The 16,668-nt window shown below is 59.7% G+C and carries 11 protein-coding genes; 3 read left to right on the top strand and 8 right to left on the bottom strand.

Annotation, left to right across the window (positions count from 1 at the left end; all coding sequences use genetic code 11):
• Window positions 1-5 precede the first annotated feature (5 nt).
• The 3 genes from VGL38_07240 to VGL38_07230 all read right to left on the bottom strand — a co-directional run bounded on the left by VGL38_07240 (window position 6) and on the right by VGL38_07230 (window position 3,574).
• A complete protein-coding gene (locus VGL38_07240) occupies window positions 6-1,097 on the bottom strand; it encodes a hypothetical protein (GenBank protein ID HEY3295215.1) in 1,092 nt (363 codons plus the stop codon).
• Window positions 1,084-2,517 (bottom strand): MBOAT family O-acyltransferase, encoded by a 1,434-nt coding sequence (locus VGL38_07235; GenBank protein HEY3295214.1) that lies wholly within the window; start codon window positions 2,515-2,517, stop codon window positions 1,084-1,086. Before VGL38_07235 ends, VGL38_07240 begins: the two co-directional genes overlap by 14 nt.
• A 310-nt stretch (window positions 2,518-2,827) precedes the next feature.
• Window positions 2,828-3,574, bottom strand: a complete 747-nt coding sequence (locus tag VGL38_07230) for a hypothetical protein (protein ID HEY3295213.1) — start codon at window positions 3,572-3,574, stop codon at window positions 2,828-2,830.
• 138 nt (window positions 3,575-3,712) lie between these two features.
• Between VGL38_07230 and VGL38_07225 the strand changes: the two genes are divergently transcribed.
• The 3 genes from VGL38_07225 (at window position 3,713) to VGL38_07215 (ending at window position 7,568) form a co-directional block, all read left to right on the top strand.
• Window positions 3,713-5,494: a M28 family peptidase gene (locus tag VGL38_07225; GenBank protein ID HEY3295212.1), complete on the top strand. Its 1,782-nt coding sequence runs from the start codon at window positions 3,713-3,715 to the stop codon at window positions 5,492-5,494.
• A gap of 205 nt (window positions 5,495-5,699) precedes the next feature.
• Window positions 5,700-6,512 carry a hypothetical protein gene (locus VGL38_07220; GenBank protein ID HEY3295211.1) on the top strand — a complete coding sequence of 271 codons (813 nt, stop codon included), beginning with the start codon at window positions 5,700-5,702 and terminating at the stop codon, window positions 6,510-6,512.
• A 12-nt stretch (window positions 6,513-6,524) separates the two neighbouring features.
• Window positions 6,525-7,568, top strand: a complete 1,044-nt coding sequence (locus tag VGL38_07215) for a hypothetical protein (protein HEY3295210.1) — start codon at window positions 6,525-6,527, stop codon at window positions 7,566-7,568.
• 257 nt (window positions 7,569-7,825) lie between these two features.
• Here VGL38_07215 and VGL38_07210 read toward each other — a convergent pair whose 3' ends face one another.
• The 5 genes from VGL38_07210 to VGL38_07190 all read right to left on the bottom strand — a co-directional run bounded on the left by VGL38_07210 (window position 7,826) and on the right by VGL38_07190 (window position 16,517).
• Window positions 7,826-12,619 (bottom strand): T9SS type A sorting domain-containing protein, encoded by a 4,794-nt coding sequence (locus VGL38_07210; GenBank protein ID HEY3295209.1) that lies wholly within the window; start codon window positions 12,617-12,619, stop codon window positions 7,826-7,828.
• A complete protein-coding gene (locus VGL38_07205; GenBank protein HEY3295208.1) occupies window positions 12,616-13,785 on the bottom strand; it encodes a hypothetical protein in 1,170 nt (389 codons plus the stop codon). Before VGL38_07205 ends, VGL38_07210 begins: the two co-directional genes overlap by 4 nt.
• Complete coding sequence (locus tag VGL38_07200) at window positions 13,782-14,201, bottom strand: hypothetical protein (protein ID HEY3295207.1); 420 nt, start codon at window positions 14,199-14,201, stop codon at window positions 13,782-13,784. Before VGL38_07200 ends, VGL38_07205 begins: the two co-directional genes overlap by 4 nt.
• 1 nt (window position 14,202) lies before the next feature.
• The gene (locus tag VGL38_07195; protein HEY3295206.1) at window positions 14,203-15,573 is read right to left on the bottom strand and encodes a hypothetical protein; all 1,371 of its coding nucleotides are present in this window, start codon (window positions 15,571-15,573) and stop codon (window positions 14,203-14,205) included.
• A 212-nt stretch (window positions 15,574-15,785) separates the two neighbouring features.
• The gene (locus VGL38_07190; GenBank protein HEY3295205.1) at window positions 15,786-16,517 is read right to left on the bottom strand and encodes a hypothetical protein; all 732 of its coding nucleotides are present in this window, start codon (window positions 16,515-16,517) and stop codon (window positions 15,786-15,788) included.
• Between the last annotated feature and the right edge of the window lie 151 nt (window positions 16,518-16,668).

The raw sequence follows: 16,668 nt of genomic DNA, 5'->3' as shown, positions 1-16,668 counted from the left end.
GGGTTCTACGGTTTGAGAATGTGTTCGCGCTGCAGGAAATCCGCCAGCGCCTGACCGATCACCTGATGGCCATGCTCATTCCAGTGATCATCAAACGGAAATTCGAAACGGCGGTGATCCGCCGCGAAGCGCGCCGCCTGCGCGGGAGCCAGATCGAGCACGTGAACGGTGGAATAATCGGCGCAGACCCGCTGCAACCGGGCTACCGAAGCCTGGGAAATGGCGGAGCTTCCGGCATAGATGGAATCGCGCTGGCCGTCCACCATAAAGACGATTTGCTTGCCGGGATGTTCAGACGCGATCCGCTGCACGAAGAAGACGGCTTCCTGTTCGATGACCTGCATCAGTTCTTCCTGCGACGCTTTCTTCTGCTGCTCGGCTTGCGGCGGTTTGGGGCGCGTGCGTTTCAGAGCATCGAAAATTTGCAGATCGGCATTGAAGGTCAGGTAGCGGATGAGCGCACTGTACTTGGGCAGGCGGCCACGGGGGCGGTCATCATAGGAGAACGGCGCATCCACAAACTGTCCGTCACGGAAGGTGACCTGATGCACACGGGGATCATGACGATAGTTGGTGATGCTGGAGCGCCAGTCGCCGTCACCGACTTCGATGACGTAGACGTCGGGATCAAAATGTTTGGCGGCATAGCGGGCTATCCAGACGAATTCGGAGAGCGGCGCGCCGCCTTCCCCGAAGGTGTACACGTCATAGGAATCCTTTAGACCGTTCTGCAGCACGGAGGCGATATGATCCTGCTCGCTGACGTGAAAGCCGGCGATGTAGGAATCGCCGATGAGGGCGATCACCGGCTTGCGTGACGGGGACGGCGGCAGGTAGTTCCACGCGCTGCGCCAGCCGTAATTGTTGACATGCCACACGGCTTTCTGCTGCGCGAAACGTCCGGCGGTGAAGAAGCCCTCGCGCATCGAAGTGGTGTCATAGATCAGGATGCCGAATTCGGGATCATGCACGCGAAAGGCCGTGTTGCCGGCGGGGACGACGGTGCGGAAGAAGAGTTCTCCCACAACCAGCGCCAGCAGGGCAAAGACCGCAACTCGCAGCAGAAACCGTAACAGCCGGAACTCAGAAAAGCGCATAGACGAATTCCTGACTGCCGAAGTTTCCGAGGACCAGAATGGCGAGCAACATGGTCACATAGAGTGCCCAGCGCGCGGGCACGGGCAAGCCGATCTTTTCGAGAGCATAGACTTTGTCGCGCCGCAACCACTCGAGGGCGAGCAGAGCGAGGCAGCAGAGGATTTGTGTTCCATAGTGCGGCACGGCCAGCCACGTGTGAGTGGTCATGGCCAGCAGATAGCCGAAGGCCTGCGAGAGCGAGTCGGCGCGGAAGAAGACCCAGGCGAGCATCACCACGAGAAAGGTCGCGGTAATGCGCAGTGCATCGGCAAGGGACGGCAGGAGTTTGCCTTCGGCGACCATGGCGCTGTCACGCTCGGGAGCTTTGCCCAGAATCAGTGGGGCGAAAAAGAGACCATTCAGCAAGCCCCAACTGACAAAGGTCCAGTTGGCCCCGTGCCAGAGGCCGCTGACGGTGAAGGTGATGACGATGTTCAGCATCCGCCGCCAGCGAGCCGCTAAACTTACTTTCATCGACAGCGGAGTGTAGACATAATCCCGAAACCAGCTCGACATGCTGATGTGCCAGCGGCGCCAGAATTCGGCGATGTCACGGGAAAAGTAGGGATAGGCAAAGTTGCGCATCAGGCGGAAGCCCAAGAGCTTACCCACGCCCATCGCCATATCCGAATAAGCCGAAAAGTCCACGTAGATCTGAATCGAATAGAGAAAGATGCCGAGGAAAAGGTCTATGCCGGTCATAGTGGAATAGTCGCGGAAGACGGCATTGACCGGGGCGACCAGATTATCGGCGATGACGATTTTGCGGAAGAGTCCCCAGAGGATCTGGCGCAGGCCGTCTTTGGCCTGATCGACAGTGAAAGTCCGGGGCTTTTCGAACTGCGGCAGCAGGCGCTTGGCGCGTTCGATGGGTCCGGCCACGATCAGTGGGAAGAAACTGGAGAAGGCTAAGAAGCTTAGGAGGTCTTTGCTGGCAGGGATCTGTTTGCGGTAGAGGTCGAGGCTGTAGCTTAGGCGGCTGAAGGTGTAGAAGCTGATGCCCAAAGGCAGAACCAACCGCAGCGTGGGCAGGTCGGCCTGCATCCCCAGAGTGTGCAGAACGTCGGTAGCACTCTGGGCAAAGAAGTTGAAGTATTTGAAGAAGCCCAACAGCCCAAGGTTCACCAGCAGGCTGATGCCCAACAGCAACCGACGGGAGGAAAGTCCTTCGGTTTTGTCCAGCTTCAGACCGAGAGCAAAATCGATCAGGGCCGCACCGAAGATCAGCGCGAGGAAGCGTGCATCCCACCAGCCATAGAAGAGGCAGTTGGCCGTTAGCAGCCACAGGTTTTGCAGCCTGCGGCGCTGGCCGCCGATGGTCCAGCAGCCGGTGAAGATGACGGTGAAGAAGACCGCGAAGATGATGGAATTGAATTGCAACGAGAGCCTTGTGTGTGTGAAATACCCCCCTTAGTCCCCCCTTATTCTAAGGGGGGAGACCCGAGCGCCCCCCTGAATCCCCCCGTGAACGGGGGGAGATGCGAACCCCTTTGATCCCCGTCGGCGGAGGTCGAATGGCTTGGTGACGGGAATGCCAAGCAGGGCAGGGCAAAACTGAAGAGCCCTGCCGCCGCGAAGGATAGAGACGAGGCACGCAAGGATAAGAAATTCAGTTTTTCATCCGCACCCAGAGGGGGCGGGGTAGTAACGCGTTGTGGCCGGAGGGTGCGGGAAAGTGACTCTTGCGCGCTTAGCGCAGCCGTCCGGGGGCGTGGTCGGGGGCGGCATAGCGGGTCAGCAGGCGGTCGGCGCAGGTAATCCAGCGGTGCATGGTTTCCTCGCTGATGTCGGGTTCGATCATCAAACTGGAGAGCACGGCCACGATGACGGTGGGGCTGAAGGTGCGGGCGGGGGTCGAACAGGTGGTGATGGTCCGGAAGAGTTCCGGGGCCTCACGAATCGCCGTAAGCACGCGCTCACGTTCGCCATCATTGGCGCCGAGGGTTTTCAGATCCGCGGCAACGCGCGCCGCATGGATGTCCGGCGGATTATCGCCGATGAGCAGCAGGGTTGTAAGGCCGCTCATGGCCCAGCCGCCGAGACGGCCATCCACTCTTTGATCCTGATAGACGCTCAGCCAGTCAAAGGCTGTGTCGGAAAGTCCGCCGGACCAGCGTTCACGCCGCACTTCATCTGCAGCCTGCAAACGCAATGCCCGTCTCAGGGGATCGCCGTCCCACACCGGAAGAATTTCCTGCAGGAGGCCGACGCTGTCCAGCCACTCGAGCGACTGGGCACGCTGGGGATAGGACAGGGTTCCCCAGAGGGCCTCGCGGGCAAGGGCAGGTTTGGAAATAATAGGGCGCGGCAGCTCGCGCAACCACGCCTCATACTGGGGCTCCGGCCTCGGCCCGCCCGCTGCCCATTCATGGGCAAGTTCCACAAAAAGAATCGGATTATCGCGAAAATCGGCTCTTCGCCGGATAGGTACGGTCATAGGCGGCTTGTCTGGTTTATCCGCAAACTCACGCCCGCAATATACAAATTTCCTTCACTTTGGCAAATGACTTGCAAGTCTCGGAAAACCTTGCCAAATTGGTCAATTCACTTCCCAAACAACCGTAGCGATTAAAGCATGATCTCACATTTTTTGCGGGCCGCGCTGAGCGTTGTCCTGCTGGCCTCTGTTTGTGCCGCGAAGAGCGATGACATTGAAGCCAATCTGCGGCAGCATGAGAACTTCCTTGCGGCGGATGCCCGGGAGGGCCGCGGTATTGGCACCAAGGGACTGGACCAGTCCGCCGATTATATTGCCGAGCAGTTCAAGACTATCGGCCTGGCACCGGCGTTTGACGGCAGTTATTTCCAAGTATTCGACATGGGTTGGGGCGTCAAACTCGGCCCCAACAACACACTCACGGCAGGTACGGTCAAACTGGACACGGCCTCGGGCTTTATGCCTCTCGGTTTTTCCGCCGCCGCCAGTGTAACGGGAACGGTGGTCTTTGCCGGGTACGGCATTATTGCACCGGAATACAACTATGATGATTTCGCGCACATTGATGCAACCGGCAAGATTGTGCTTTGCTTCACAGGTGAGCCCGGCGAATTCGATTCGACCTCCAAGTTCGAAGGGCTCAACTACACGGCACATTCCGGTTTACGGGCCAAGGTCGGCAATGCCAAACTGAAGGGCGCGACCGCCCTGTTGATCGTGGAAGGGCCGATCTACGCCGACAAGGAGAAAGAAGTTCTGGACATGCCGCGCACAGACGAACCGTACGTGGACTGCGGCATTCCGGCCGTGCGCCTCACGCGCGAAGGGCTGGCAAAGATCTTTCCCAAGTTCGATCTGGAGACGATTCAGAAGCTGATCGACGCTAAGTCGGAGCCGCGCAGCATTGACCTGGACACCATGCAGGTTACGATGACCACCGATTTGACGCGCAAGACCGTGCACGTCAAGAACGTGGCGGGGATTTTGAAGGGCGATACGTCGGTGATCGTGATCGGCGCGCATTATGACCACCTGGGTTACGGCCAGAGCGGCAGCCTGGATCCGAAGCCGGGCAAGATCCACAATGGGGCGGACGACAATGCCAGCGGCGTGTCTTCGATCATTGAAACTGCGCGGCTACTGAAGGCCCATCCGGTGCGCGAAACCGTGATGATTTGTTCATTTACCGGAGAAGAGGTTGGACTGGTAGGGTCGGGGCATCTGGTGAAGGATTTTCCCGGCGGGATTTCGCATGTGCGCGCGATGCTGAACCTCGACATGGTGGGCAGAATGCGCGACAAGAAGTTCACCATTCTGGGCGGGGGAACGGCCAAGGAGTTCGACAGCCTGGTGACGGCGGCAAGCAAGGGACTTGATATTCAGGTGACGTGCAAGGGCGACGGCTACGGGCCATCGGATCACATGAGCTTCTTCATGGCGGACAAGCCGGTGCTGTTTTTCTTTACCGGCGCGCATGAGGATTATCATAAGTCCAGCGATGACGTGGACAAGATCAATTTTCCGGGCATGGCCACAATCGTGCACCTGACGGACAATATCGTGCGGGCGATTGACGGGTATACTCCGGCGCTGACGTTTGTCAAGACTTCCGACGCTCCCAAGGAGAGTGGCGGCGGGCGTTTGCGGTCGTCGCTGGGCAGCGTGCCCGATTTTTCGCAGCCGGATTCCTTGAAGGGGTATCTGATTGGCGATGCCAAGCCGGAAGGTTCCGCGGCGAAGGCGGGATTGACGAAGGGGGACCTGGTGATCCGCATGGGGAAGGTCAACATCGGCAACATTTACGATTTGATGAACGCGTTGCGGATTTACGCGCCGGGCGACACGGTGGACATCACGTACCTTCGCGGCAAGGACGAGAAGCAGACCAAGGCGGTGCTGCAAGGGTCGGCAAGATATTAGCGATTTTCACGTCGGCCTCATGAATGTGCAGCGCGCGGGGTAAGGACACCCCGCGCGGCGGGTACGGGGTGAGCGGGAGGGTTGCGCGGGTGACGGTGTTCAGCGTGTGGAAGCGTGCCGCTTACCCCTCCCCTACGCAGCGGAGGATGATCGTCGCGCATTTTTCAGCCTTTTCGGATTTTCAACAGTTCAGCATTTGGGATTTATGAAGCGACTTTCTCTGAAGACTTCGGTTTGGTTGTGGATCGTGGCGACGATCATTACCTTAGCGGCGGCGATTTATCAGCGGGGGACCGGACCTACCTATCCGGTGCGGGGGCGGGTGACGGTGGGCTCCAGCAGCATTAAGTACAAATTGCTGCGCAGCGCCGACGCCACGGCGGATGCGATGATTACCATTCCGGTGCTGGACCGCACGGTGACGGGCGAATTGACCTATAAGCGCTATAAGAGCAACGACGAATGGACCACGTCCCCAATGCAGCGCGTGGGCGATGATTTGGTGGGCGCACTGCCGGAACAGCCGCCAGCGGGCAAGATGATGTACTCGGTCAATTTAATGGATGGGGAAGGGAGAAAGACCGCGCTGACCGCCGCTCCGGTGGTGCTGCGATTCAAGGGCGCGGTGCCGTTCTATATTCTGCATCCGCATATTTTCTTTATGTTCTTTTCCATGCTGGTGGGCACGCGCTGCGGGCTGGAAGCGATGTTCCACGGCGACCGCGCGCGGCGCATGGCGATTGAAACGGCGGCGATGCTGTTTGTGGGCGGCATGATTCTCGGGCCGATTGTGCAGAAGTACGCCTTTGGCGCGTTCTGGACAGGCTGGCCATTCGGACATGATTTGACCGACAACAAGACCGCCTTTGCGATGCTGTTCTGGGTGATTGCGTTGTGGCGGGACAGGACGGGCAAGGGCCGCCCGTGGTATATGCTGGCCGCTGTGATGCAGCTTGTGGTTTACTCCATTCCTCACAGCGTGCTCGGTTCGGAAATCGATTACACGAAAAAAGTATAGAAGACAATTCGCATGATATTTCTGCTCTTATTGCTGGCGGTTGTTCCCGCGTTTGCCGGGGAGCCGCTGATATATCCGGGGGAATCCCATCTGAAGAATGTGCGGCAGCTCACCTTTGGCGGACAGAATGCGGAAGCCTATTTTTCGCCGGATGGCAAGAGTGTAGTGTTCCAGTCCAAGCGCGACTCCTTGCAGTGCGACCAGATTTTTATGATGGATCCGGACGGTAAGAACGTGCGGATGGTCAGCACCGGCAAGGGCGCCTGCACGTGTTCGTTTTTTGTGCCGGGGACGGACGAGTTCATTTACTGCTCGACGCAGGACCATGATCCGGCCTGCCCGCCCAAGCCCGACCGCTCTCTGGGCTATGTGTGGGGACTGTTCGATTACGATGTGTACCGCGCGAAGAATGACGGCTCGAATCTGCGGCGGTTGACGAACACAGCGGGATATGACGCCGAAGCGGCGGTGAGCCCCGATGGGAAAGAGATCGTGTTCACGTCGGCGCGGGATGGCGATCTGGAATTGTACAAGATGGCTTCCGACGGCTCGCAGCAGAAGCGGCTGACGTACACCGTGGGCTATGACGGCGGGCCGTTTTTTACGCCGGACGGAAAGCACATTGTGTATCGTGCCTTCCACCCTGCCACAACCGCGCAGCTTTCCCGCTGGAATGAACTCTGGCAGAAGCAGGTGGTGGCGCCGATGGATCTGGAATTGTGGATCATGGACCGGGACGGCGGTAATCAGCGGCAGGTGACGAATCTGCATGCGACGAGCTTCTGTCCCTATATGAGCCCGGACGGGAATTGGATTATTTTCACCTCGACTTACGGCGACTCCCTGAGCAAAGGCGGCATGCCGAATTTCGATTTGTACCGGATCCATCCCGACGGGTCGGGACTGGAACGCATCACCACTTCGCCGGTGTTCGATGGTTTTCCGATGTGGTCTTACGACGGCAAGTGGCTGTTGTTTGCCTCCAATCGCGGCGTGACCAAGGCCCCGCATGAGACGAACGTATTTATTGCCGAGTGGCAAGGGGTAACCCCTTGACCCCAACGCGGGGCGTTGGATCCCAAGGCCGCCTGCGGCGGGGGGACAGCGCGGGAATACCGCGCGGTCCCTTCCGGAGTGAACCCTAGCGGCGGCCTCCGGCCGTCAGCCCGAAGGGCAGTACGCTCCGCGTGGTGCGCATTGGAGATCCAGCACGCGGGAGCGTGCTGGTTAGTTTTCGTGGGGCGGATGTAAGCGAGGCGGTTCCTGCAGGAGCCGCCTCGCTTTTTGTCTACGGAGGATGAGAGAAGGTCAACTTATTTCAGGAGAACGATTTTTCTGACGGCACTGTGGCCGGGGGATTCGAGGCGAACCAGATAGAGGCCGCTGGAAAGGGGCACACCGTGCTGGTTGCGGGCATCCCATGTTATACGATGCAGACCTGCCGGAAGATCGGCATTAAGAATGGTGGCCGCTTCCTGTCCGAGCATGTTATACACTTTCAGCGTGGAGTGGCCGGCGGCATTCAGACTCAGCGTGAAGGTTGTGGTGGCATTGAAGGGGTTCGGGTACGGCGCATCGAGACCGAAGCTCAGTGGAAGCGGGGCGTTTTCGAGCGCGCTTTCGCCGGAGGCGACGATGGTATTGTGGTTGTCGCGAAGTTCGTAGAGCACGCGCACCTTGGGCGCCACGCCTTGCGGCACGCTCAGTTCAACGACGGCCAGCACGCCACTGCCATTGACGCAGGGGTTTGCTTTGTCCAGACGTCCGAGGCAGATGTCCGCCGCTCTGCCGTTCTGTTTGTGCAGGAAAAGAGTGCTTTGGCCCGTGAACAGATCTCCGCAGCGCACGGTTGTGATGTCGTCCTCGCCCTCGATGCGGATATGCGCCGTGGTGAAGGCGGGCAGATCATGGGCGCACGCGTCGACGATGCAGCGACCGCTTTCCTGCCGGGCCGTCAGTGTGACCGCCTGTGTTTCATCCAGCGCACGCGCATTGGTGTGCGGCGGCAGGATGAAGGGCGAGATGGAGTGGTCATAGTTGTACATGGTGCTCAGCGCGAGCAGATCATAGGCGTCCATCCGGCCATCGGGATTGGCCACCAGATTGGGCGGCGTGTCGCCGAGGAAAGGCCCGATGTCGGCTAAGGGATCGGAGACCCGGCCATCGCCGTTCCAGCCCTGAGTAAAGGCGTTGATGTCGGCAAAATCGATTCGGCCATCGGGCTGCGGAATCATACGCGGCGGCATTCCGCAGTCGCCGTCATCTGAGGCGATGTCGGCCAGGTATCCGGCGACCACATTCAGGTCCGTGCGCGTATAGGCGGTGATCCGCCGGTTGCCTGCGCGCCTCAGATCCGAGCTGTCACTTACGGTGATGGCGCCTGAATACGGCACACTCAGCGCAGAATCCGCGCGGACGATCAGCGTCGCGACGACTCGCGAGGCGGAGGTGCTGAGGCCGTCGTTATCCCCCACCATAGCGGCGTTGATTTCGAACGTGCCGGTCGTGTCGTTGCTGCTGTACAGAAAAATCCGGTTGGTGTAGCGCTCGCCGCTCCACAGGTTGCCTTCACCGATGCCGATCAGATGCAGCGCGGTATCGGGAAGCATGCCGTAGATGTGCAGTCCAGTCAGCGAATCGCAGCGGGCGACGCGCAGTTCGATGGTGCGCACCGCGCCCGGCTGCAGCAGCAGATAGCTGTCGCCGTCCACGACATCACGCAGCGACAGATTCAGCACGGAACTTTGCGTGCCCCCGCTGGTATCCGGCGCACCCGTTGAGAGCCAATCGCGCTGGACGATCTTGGCGACTTCGTTGCGTTGCGCATCGGCGGCATAGATTACCAGCCCGCTGTCTTCGGCCATGCAAGCTAATCCGCGCGGATCCATGAAGCCGTTCAGGCTGGTACCCGCGCCGCCGATGGTGGTGACATAGACCGGCGCGGCCGTGCCGCCGCTGCCGGATGCGGCATCATCGCGGTAGACCACGAGACGCTGGTTGGCGTTGTCCGATACGACCAGATAGATTTGATTGTGCAGCGTCACTACGGAAATGTCTTCCGGTGCGCTGAGCAGATCCGTTTCGCCCGATGCCGTGCCCCATGAAACGACCGGACTGGACCACGACGCGGGGTCCACTGCCGGATTGGGATTGTAGGACCACTTGTCCACGCGGCTGTTGCCGGAATCGCAAACGTAGACATCGAAATGTCCCAGTCCCGCGTTGTAGCGCGCGGCCACGCCGTGCGGGCTCACCATCTGGTTGTTGCCGCTTCCCGCGCCGCCGAATTCCGCTTCGTCCACGGATTCTGCATAGCGTACGCGAATGAAGCTTCCGGCAGGAGGAATCGCTCCGTGGCTGTTGTCGCCGAAGCGCACTTCGCGGGTGTAGCGATTCACTTCACAGACGCGATCATCCGGTCCAGTCGTCAGGAGATCGTTGACGATGGTCCAGGCGGATGTATCGGGTCCTGCCCAGACGCGGTAAGTGCCTTCCCCGCCCATTGTGGCTATGCGGTAGCTTTGCGACGGAGTGCCGTCGGATTTTCCGGGCACATCCCAGCGCAGATCGCCGCCGAAGCAGTGATCGAGATTATCGTTGGCGCGGAGGATCTTCACGCGGTTGCTGTCGGCGTCGGTCAGGAAGAGCAGATCGTGCCGCTGCGGCACTGTGCCGGTCAGGTCGAAATAGTCGCCGACGTTGAACTCCGCAGAGTTCACGTCATCGGTGTTGGACACCTCGTCCGAACTGTTGCGCACGGCCAGAGAGAGGCCGGGAATGACCCCGGTGTCCGCCGTGCCGCCGGTCCAGACGCGGCAGCGGTTAATTTCCGAAAGCGTGCTGCGGTCCGTTACGGTGATGATGCCATCGAGAATCTTGAAAAGAATCCGCGGCGAACCTCCGCCGAGGGTGGTGTAGGCCTTGGCACAGGAGAGCATCGGCATGGTCTGCCCCATGATTTGCGGGCAGATCAGGCGCGGCTCATAGGCGAACGTGGTTACCGCCGCGCCTTCATTGTAGATGGAGCGGCCCGGAGCGGTGACGTCGGGCGTCCAGCGATTGGTGGCACACGTCCACGTTTTGCAGCGCAGGCCTTCGCGGTTGACCGCGGTGCCGAAAGGATAGACGATGCGAATGTTGTGATCGGCATCCACGGCAACGGAAAAGCGCATGGGCGCGCAGTCATCGGCAGGCGCGAGCGCCGTGCGCGCGCCGGGCACGAAATTTCCGGTCAGTGAACTGATGCGGTTGTAGAACATGCGGCTGGAATTGACGCCGTAGACCTCTGTTCCCTGCCCGGTCCAGAAGACCCACACACTGTCGCCGGTGATGGCGATTTGCGGGAAGGGAAAGAGTTCACCGCGTCCGCCGCCGTCGTCGGCCACACCGCTGGCGGATGTTACTTCGTCGACGCTTCCCGGTGTAAAGCTGCCGCCTTCATTGCTTCCCCACTCGGCGCCGTTGTACGTCATGTAGCCGATATGACAGGGCGGCACGGCATCGCTGACGAAGGCAAGATGAATATCACCACTGCCATCCATTACGGCGTGAGGCGCCGAAAACCCGCTGCCGGCACCACTGGCGACCAGCGTGGGGCCACTCCAGGACGTGGTGTAGACCTGATGATAGACGTCATCGTCTCCTGCCCAGATCAGATGCACATCATCGGTGAGCGGATCCACCAGCAGATTGGCATAGCGGTTTTCCGTCACAATGCCGGGCGTCAAGCCATCAGTCAGTTCGGTCGTGATGGACCAGCCGGCTCCATCGATGTAGACGATGTGGTACAGGTGACGCTGGCCGCTGAGGTTTATCGCTTCATAGACCACGTGAACCTCGCCGGTACTGCGCACAGCAATGCGCGGGCGGTCATGAATCGCACCCAGCGTGGTAGGGGAAATTCTTACGGCGGCGGACCATGTCTGGCCATAATCGTCGCTGTAACTGTAGGCCGTGCCCTGCACCGCGTTATCGCGGCAAAACACCATGTGCAGGCGACCGCGCACCGGATCGAACGCGATGTCCGATTCGAGGTTATCCGGCGCGGCGGATTGATTCATGCTGCTGGTGGTATCGAAGCTGAAGGCGACGCGATAGTTATGTCCAAGAAACGTGCTTGCATTGCGAATAGAAAGGGAGAGCCGCGCGCTTTGCACACCCGACGGCGTACCGGCAAGCATGGTGCCGGGGATGTTCACGCCGGTGTCGACCATTTTCACGGCATAGGGTCTGCCCAGGGCGCCGGGATAGGTATCGACATGATGGAACGCGCCACCGGGGCCGATGATGGAAAGGTCGTAGGACGCGAGGGTTCCCGCGCCGCCCGGCAGGGCGTTAACGGCATACAGATCGAGAACTTTGCCCGTACGCACGGAAGGATTGACCACCAGTGACGTGACGTCATTCAGTGCGGGATCGCTGTTGGAGGTGGTCTCATTCAGTTGAAGTGGAATGGCCGTGGGCGAGGTCTGGCTGAGCACATAGTCGATATCCCCATTGCCGCTGTTGCCCGGAGGATTGGCGAAGGCATATTCGACGCGGACGGAGTCGGACGCGCCGAGATTCCAGCCGGAAGGCAAGGTGGCCACGCCGCCGTCGCCGGGCAACCCGGTATAGACCATGGTGTACACGGAATCGGTTGCGGCATACCCGGCCAGCGAATTCACACGGGTGAAGAGGCCGTTGTTGATAAGAATCCGTTCGCTGGCCGCAAGCAGTTCGCCGCGACCGAAGGACAGGGTGCGCCCGCCAAAATATCCCGCCGCTGCCGAAGCATTGTAGGTCAGGGATTCTACGCGCCAGTCGGCGCCGGTGGAAAAGACCTGCACGCGGCTGTGATCATGATCGACGATGAACGCGGTCTGGGAGAGCAGCGTGCCATAGAGCGCCACCGCTGCCGGCGAGGAAAAGGGCAGGCTGTAGAGTGGCAGCGGATTGTTCACCGCATAGCTGATGTCGTCGCTGCTGTCCGCGCCGGTGGAGTGCCGCACATGATAATACGGCCCGTTCCATTCGATGAAAGAGCGGTAGGTGGGCGCGGCGGCCAGTGCGGCGGCGCAGAGCAGGATCAGTCCTGCCATCAGATAGGTGCGGTGAATCCTGCTCATGGAGTGACCTGGACCGATCCGGTTTGCAGGCCGAAGCGGCGCTGCACGGCAAAGGCATCAAGGGCAAAGGAGCTGTCGCGGACAAAGGAGAAGTGCGCGTCACCTGCGCTTAGAGCGCGCAGCTTGACAAAGGCCACAACGCCCGCGCCATCGGCATCGGTTCCGGCGCGCTGACTGTCGGCATACAGGATATTCCACGTCAGGTCTCCAAAGGCCTGACCGCCGCTGTTATGGATGTCGCTGAAGAAGATGAAACCGTCATGCTGCGAATAGAACGGGCCTTCCTCGATGGAGAGCACTTCGATGCTGCCGGGAGTAAAGGACAGACCGATGTGCATGGCGGCAAGATCCTCGGCGTCTTCCACAAAGATGGGCAGCCGCAGACTGTCACCCAAGGCCACGGTAGTGTCGGGGAAACCGACCAGCATTTGAATGACCGTGGCGAAGAGCGTGTCCGCGCCGATCCCGCGCTGATGGGTGCTGTCGGCGGACTCGGGGCGGACGTGATAGGTGGACGATGGATTCAGACCGGACAGCAGAACGTCGTGATGCAGGACGAGAGAATCATTGACCAGTGAGTCGGCCAGCAGGGTCCGTCCATAATAGAGCACGGTGTTGGCCGCGATGTTGGTCTGCCAGCGGATCCGGGCGGAAGATTCCGTGATCTCGGTGATGGTGAGGCCGCTGATCTGCAGCGGCGCGATGACGAAGACCGGCGTGGTGAAGGTGCCGATGGAGGTCAGAGAATCATTGACGCTGTCGCGGACGGTCAGTTCGAAAATATACTGAGTGGAATCGCGCAGGCCGGTCAGAGCCACATCGTGGGAGTCGGCACGGACGGTATCACGCACCAGATGATTGAAATTGGTGCCGCCATAGCGGAAATCGCCGGAGGTGGGGCGTGACGCGCTCCATTGCACGTGCATATCGCTGCCGTTGTCTACCACGCGGCAATAGGTGATGCGAAAGGTCTCGGGACCATTGTGCGGCGCGGCGGGATTGTCGGATCCGGTGCTGCCGCAGCCGATAAGAAAAAAGCTGAAAAGCTGAAATGCTGAAAAGCTGAAACCCCATCCACACCATCTCCCTACGGAGTGAAGGAAGCGACGGGGACTTCTGCTTTTGGCCTTCTGGCTTTTTGGGTTTTTGGCTTTTGCGGCAGTCATGGCCTTGCCGTGAAGATGATGGCGGCGGAGTCGCGCAGGCCCTCGGCACAGGCAATCAGCCAGCCCGCGCCGGAGGTAGTATCACTGGTCAGGGTGTCGAGCGCCGCGCCGGAATGGGTGTACAAGATTCCTTTGCCGAGTGTGCCCTTGGTGTTCAGCAGAATAATCTCGGTGGAATCGGCGACGGCATCGCTGCCGTGCCGCAGTTCCACAAAGACCACCATGCGGCTGGAGCCGTCGGCGGGAACGGTTTGCGGCTGGGCCTCAACCAATAGCGTAATTTCCGGCTGTAAAACCGGGTTGTGCTCGGTTTTGGGAGAGGTGCAGGCCGAGAAGAAAAGCAGAAAGCAGAAAGCAAAGAGCAGAAATGCGGCGCGGCGGTTATTCTGATATGCTGTTTTGGTTTTTGATTTCATGCTACTTCTCCCCCAGCAGTTGGAGGGCGATCTGGTGACCGGCGTTGCGGTAGGCTTCGAAGGTGAGCTGGCGGCTGGCTTTCATGCTCAGCACGGCATCATCGGACGGAGACAGCACCGCAAGCTGGGGAAAGTCCTTTTTGGATGCACGGCCTTCAATGATCTCGGAATTGCGGGTTTTCTCGCCGCGCAGGTCGATGAGCAGCACTTTCAGTTTGCACTGCGCCGCCCACAGCGGGCGGGATACCACCAGCGGAAGCGAGGAGTTATTCTGGCGCGAGACATCCTCACGAATCACGCGGGTAATCAGCAGCCAGTCCGCCTCGGGATGGGATTGGGCCAAGGCACGCACGGTCTGGCGCACGGTCTCTTCGGTGCGATCCGTGAAGGGCAGGCCGGGAATATCCAGCGTGCTCAGCGGTTTGACATCATCAAAGGTGGGACGCACGCCATCCTGAATGCTCTGCCAGAGTTCACGGCCATCGGCCAGGACAATATCGGTCACCGGTGAGGCCACCAACACCACTCCGGCAAGCCGGGGGGGCGAGATGATCACGCGGGGAGGTTTGACGGTTTCTATTCCGGGAATCGTTGTTTCGAAGTGCAGGCCGAGCGAGACGCCGTACATCGGCTCGTCATCAAGATCGGCCCACATGCCGGGACTGAGAGTTACTCCCCAGCCTGTTTCAAATGGGAGTGCGGCTTCGAGCGTTTCCGTGTTGGGAAAAATACCTGTGCGGGTAATGGAGCGGCTGTAGTTTAGCTCGGCACGGCAGGTTTCTCCGAACGGCGAGAGCGTGGTGCCGAGGCCCCAGCGGAAGGCTTGCCCGGTGCGGTCGGAGGTGCAGAAATATCCGCCGAACAGATGCAGGTCAGCGACGGGACCGAGCGTCCAGACCGCGCCGGTGTAAAGTTCTCCGGCGGACTGTTTCAGACTCAGCGCGGGCATCCGGAAGGTGGTATCCAGTTCGGTATCGTGATAGAGCTGAGATTTGCGGAAACCTGTGGGAAGGCTCAAAAAGCCATTGATTCCCGCGGCCAGGCGCGGCGAGAAAGAGGGCCAGAGAGACAAACCAAGACGCGTGTCCTGGAGGCCCTTTTCGAAAGCGCCGAAGCCGCGCAGATCCCGGGTGGAACTCTCGAGGGACAGGCCAATGCCATAGCCAAGGCCGATTTCCATGCCGAAGCGTGAGCGGCTGTCGCGCCAGTGTTCACTACGCATGAGCGCGCCTGCCAACTTGACGCGAAGTTGCCCGGCCCGGGAGCACGGCAAGCCCGCTTCCGGGTTGCACACCGCGCCGTCCGGCCAGACTTGTGCCCGAGCCGCAGCGGCGAAGAGCAAGATGATTAACAGCTTAAAGGAAAATCGCATAACAAGTTGAACCTTTTGTCCATCTTTCACGAAGCAAGCCATATGCCATAACACATTAACAGCAACTTAAGCTACATGTGGGATCGAGATGTCTGCGCAAAAGGAAAGATTTGCCGCCTGACGGAGGATGCGGGCAGAACCCAAAAAAAAGCAGCGGACCATGAAGGTCCGCTGCTCGATTCTGACTTTACTGATTTCTATGGTGCCGGGGGTCAGTTGGCGCGTGCCTCGACCATAAAATAGAGCATGCTGTTGTTCTGAAAGACATCATGCAGATCAAACTCAGGGCCTGAAGTAGCGCCCTGCAATTGGAAAGGTCCGCTGGCGTTGTCTGAAGAGAAGACCTGATAATCGGACGGCGTCAGCAGACATCCCAGGACGGAGCGCGTGACCGGAGCCCATTGCAGGTGCACATCATTATTCAACACCTGCACGACCACCTGGGGCGCGGCGGGGGTGGTGACACTGATACCGGACAAGGGAAAGCGCACAAACCCGCCATAGCTGTTCCAAGCATTGGTTTGAACGCGCAGGGTGTCGTTGAAGATACCGTTGCCGGAGGGGCTGAAGGAGAGGGTCAGGCTGCACGAGTTAATCTGACCGGGATTGAGCACACCGGTGCAGGGGCAGGTGGTGATACGGGAGAAGACACTGGCCTCTGCCAGCAGGGGCGGGCTGGTAATATCGATCTGCTCGGTGCCGAAGTTTTTCAGGTAGAGGGTCTCGCCCGGCGTCGCCTGCGAGCATTCCACCGAACCGGCATTCCACGCATAGACGGGGACATCCGGCGCGCTCATCCGCACCAGCGCCAGAACGCCCCGAGACCATTGAATAGGCGACTGCGACTCTGTCCGGTCGGGCGTGACCGGCAACTCCGCAGGATAAGCGATCCAGAACACTGCACACATCCAAACAACAATCCAGCGAACAAGCGTTTTCATCATGCTCCTTCCATAGGGGTATTTGCCATCCTGTCTTACGACCTCGCGCCCCGCAGAGGCGGTTTGCATGTACTGGTCAACTCCGGAATTGACTGCGCGCGAGCGATGTACGTTGGAGCGGGTGCCGGCGATCTCCCGAATAATATTCGTAGGC

This window comes from bacterium (genome assembly GCA_036504735.1).
In the GTDB taxonomy this organism is placed as follows: domain Bacteria; phylum Electryoneota; class RPQS01; order RPQS01; family RPQS01; genus DASXUQ01.
The sequence above is the reverse complement of the archived record's forward strand: the minus strand, read 5'-3'. Positions and strand labels throughout refer to the sequence as shown.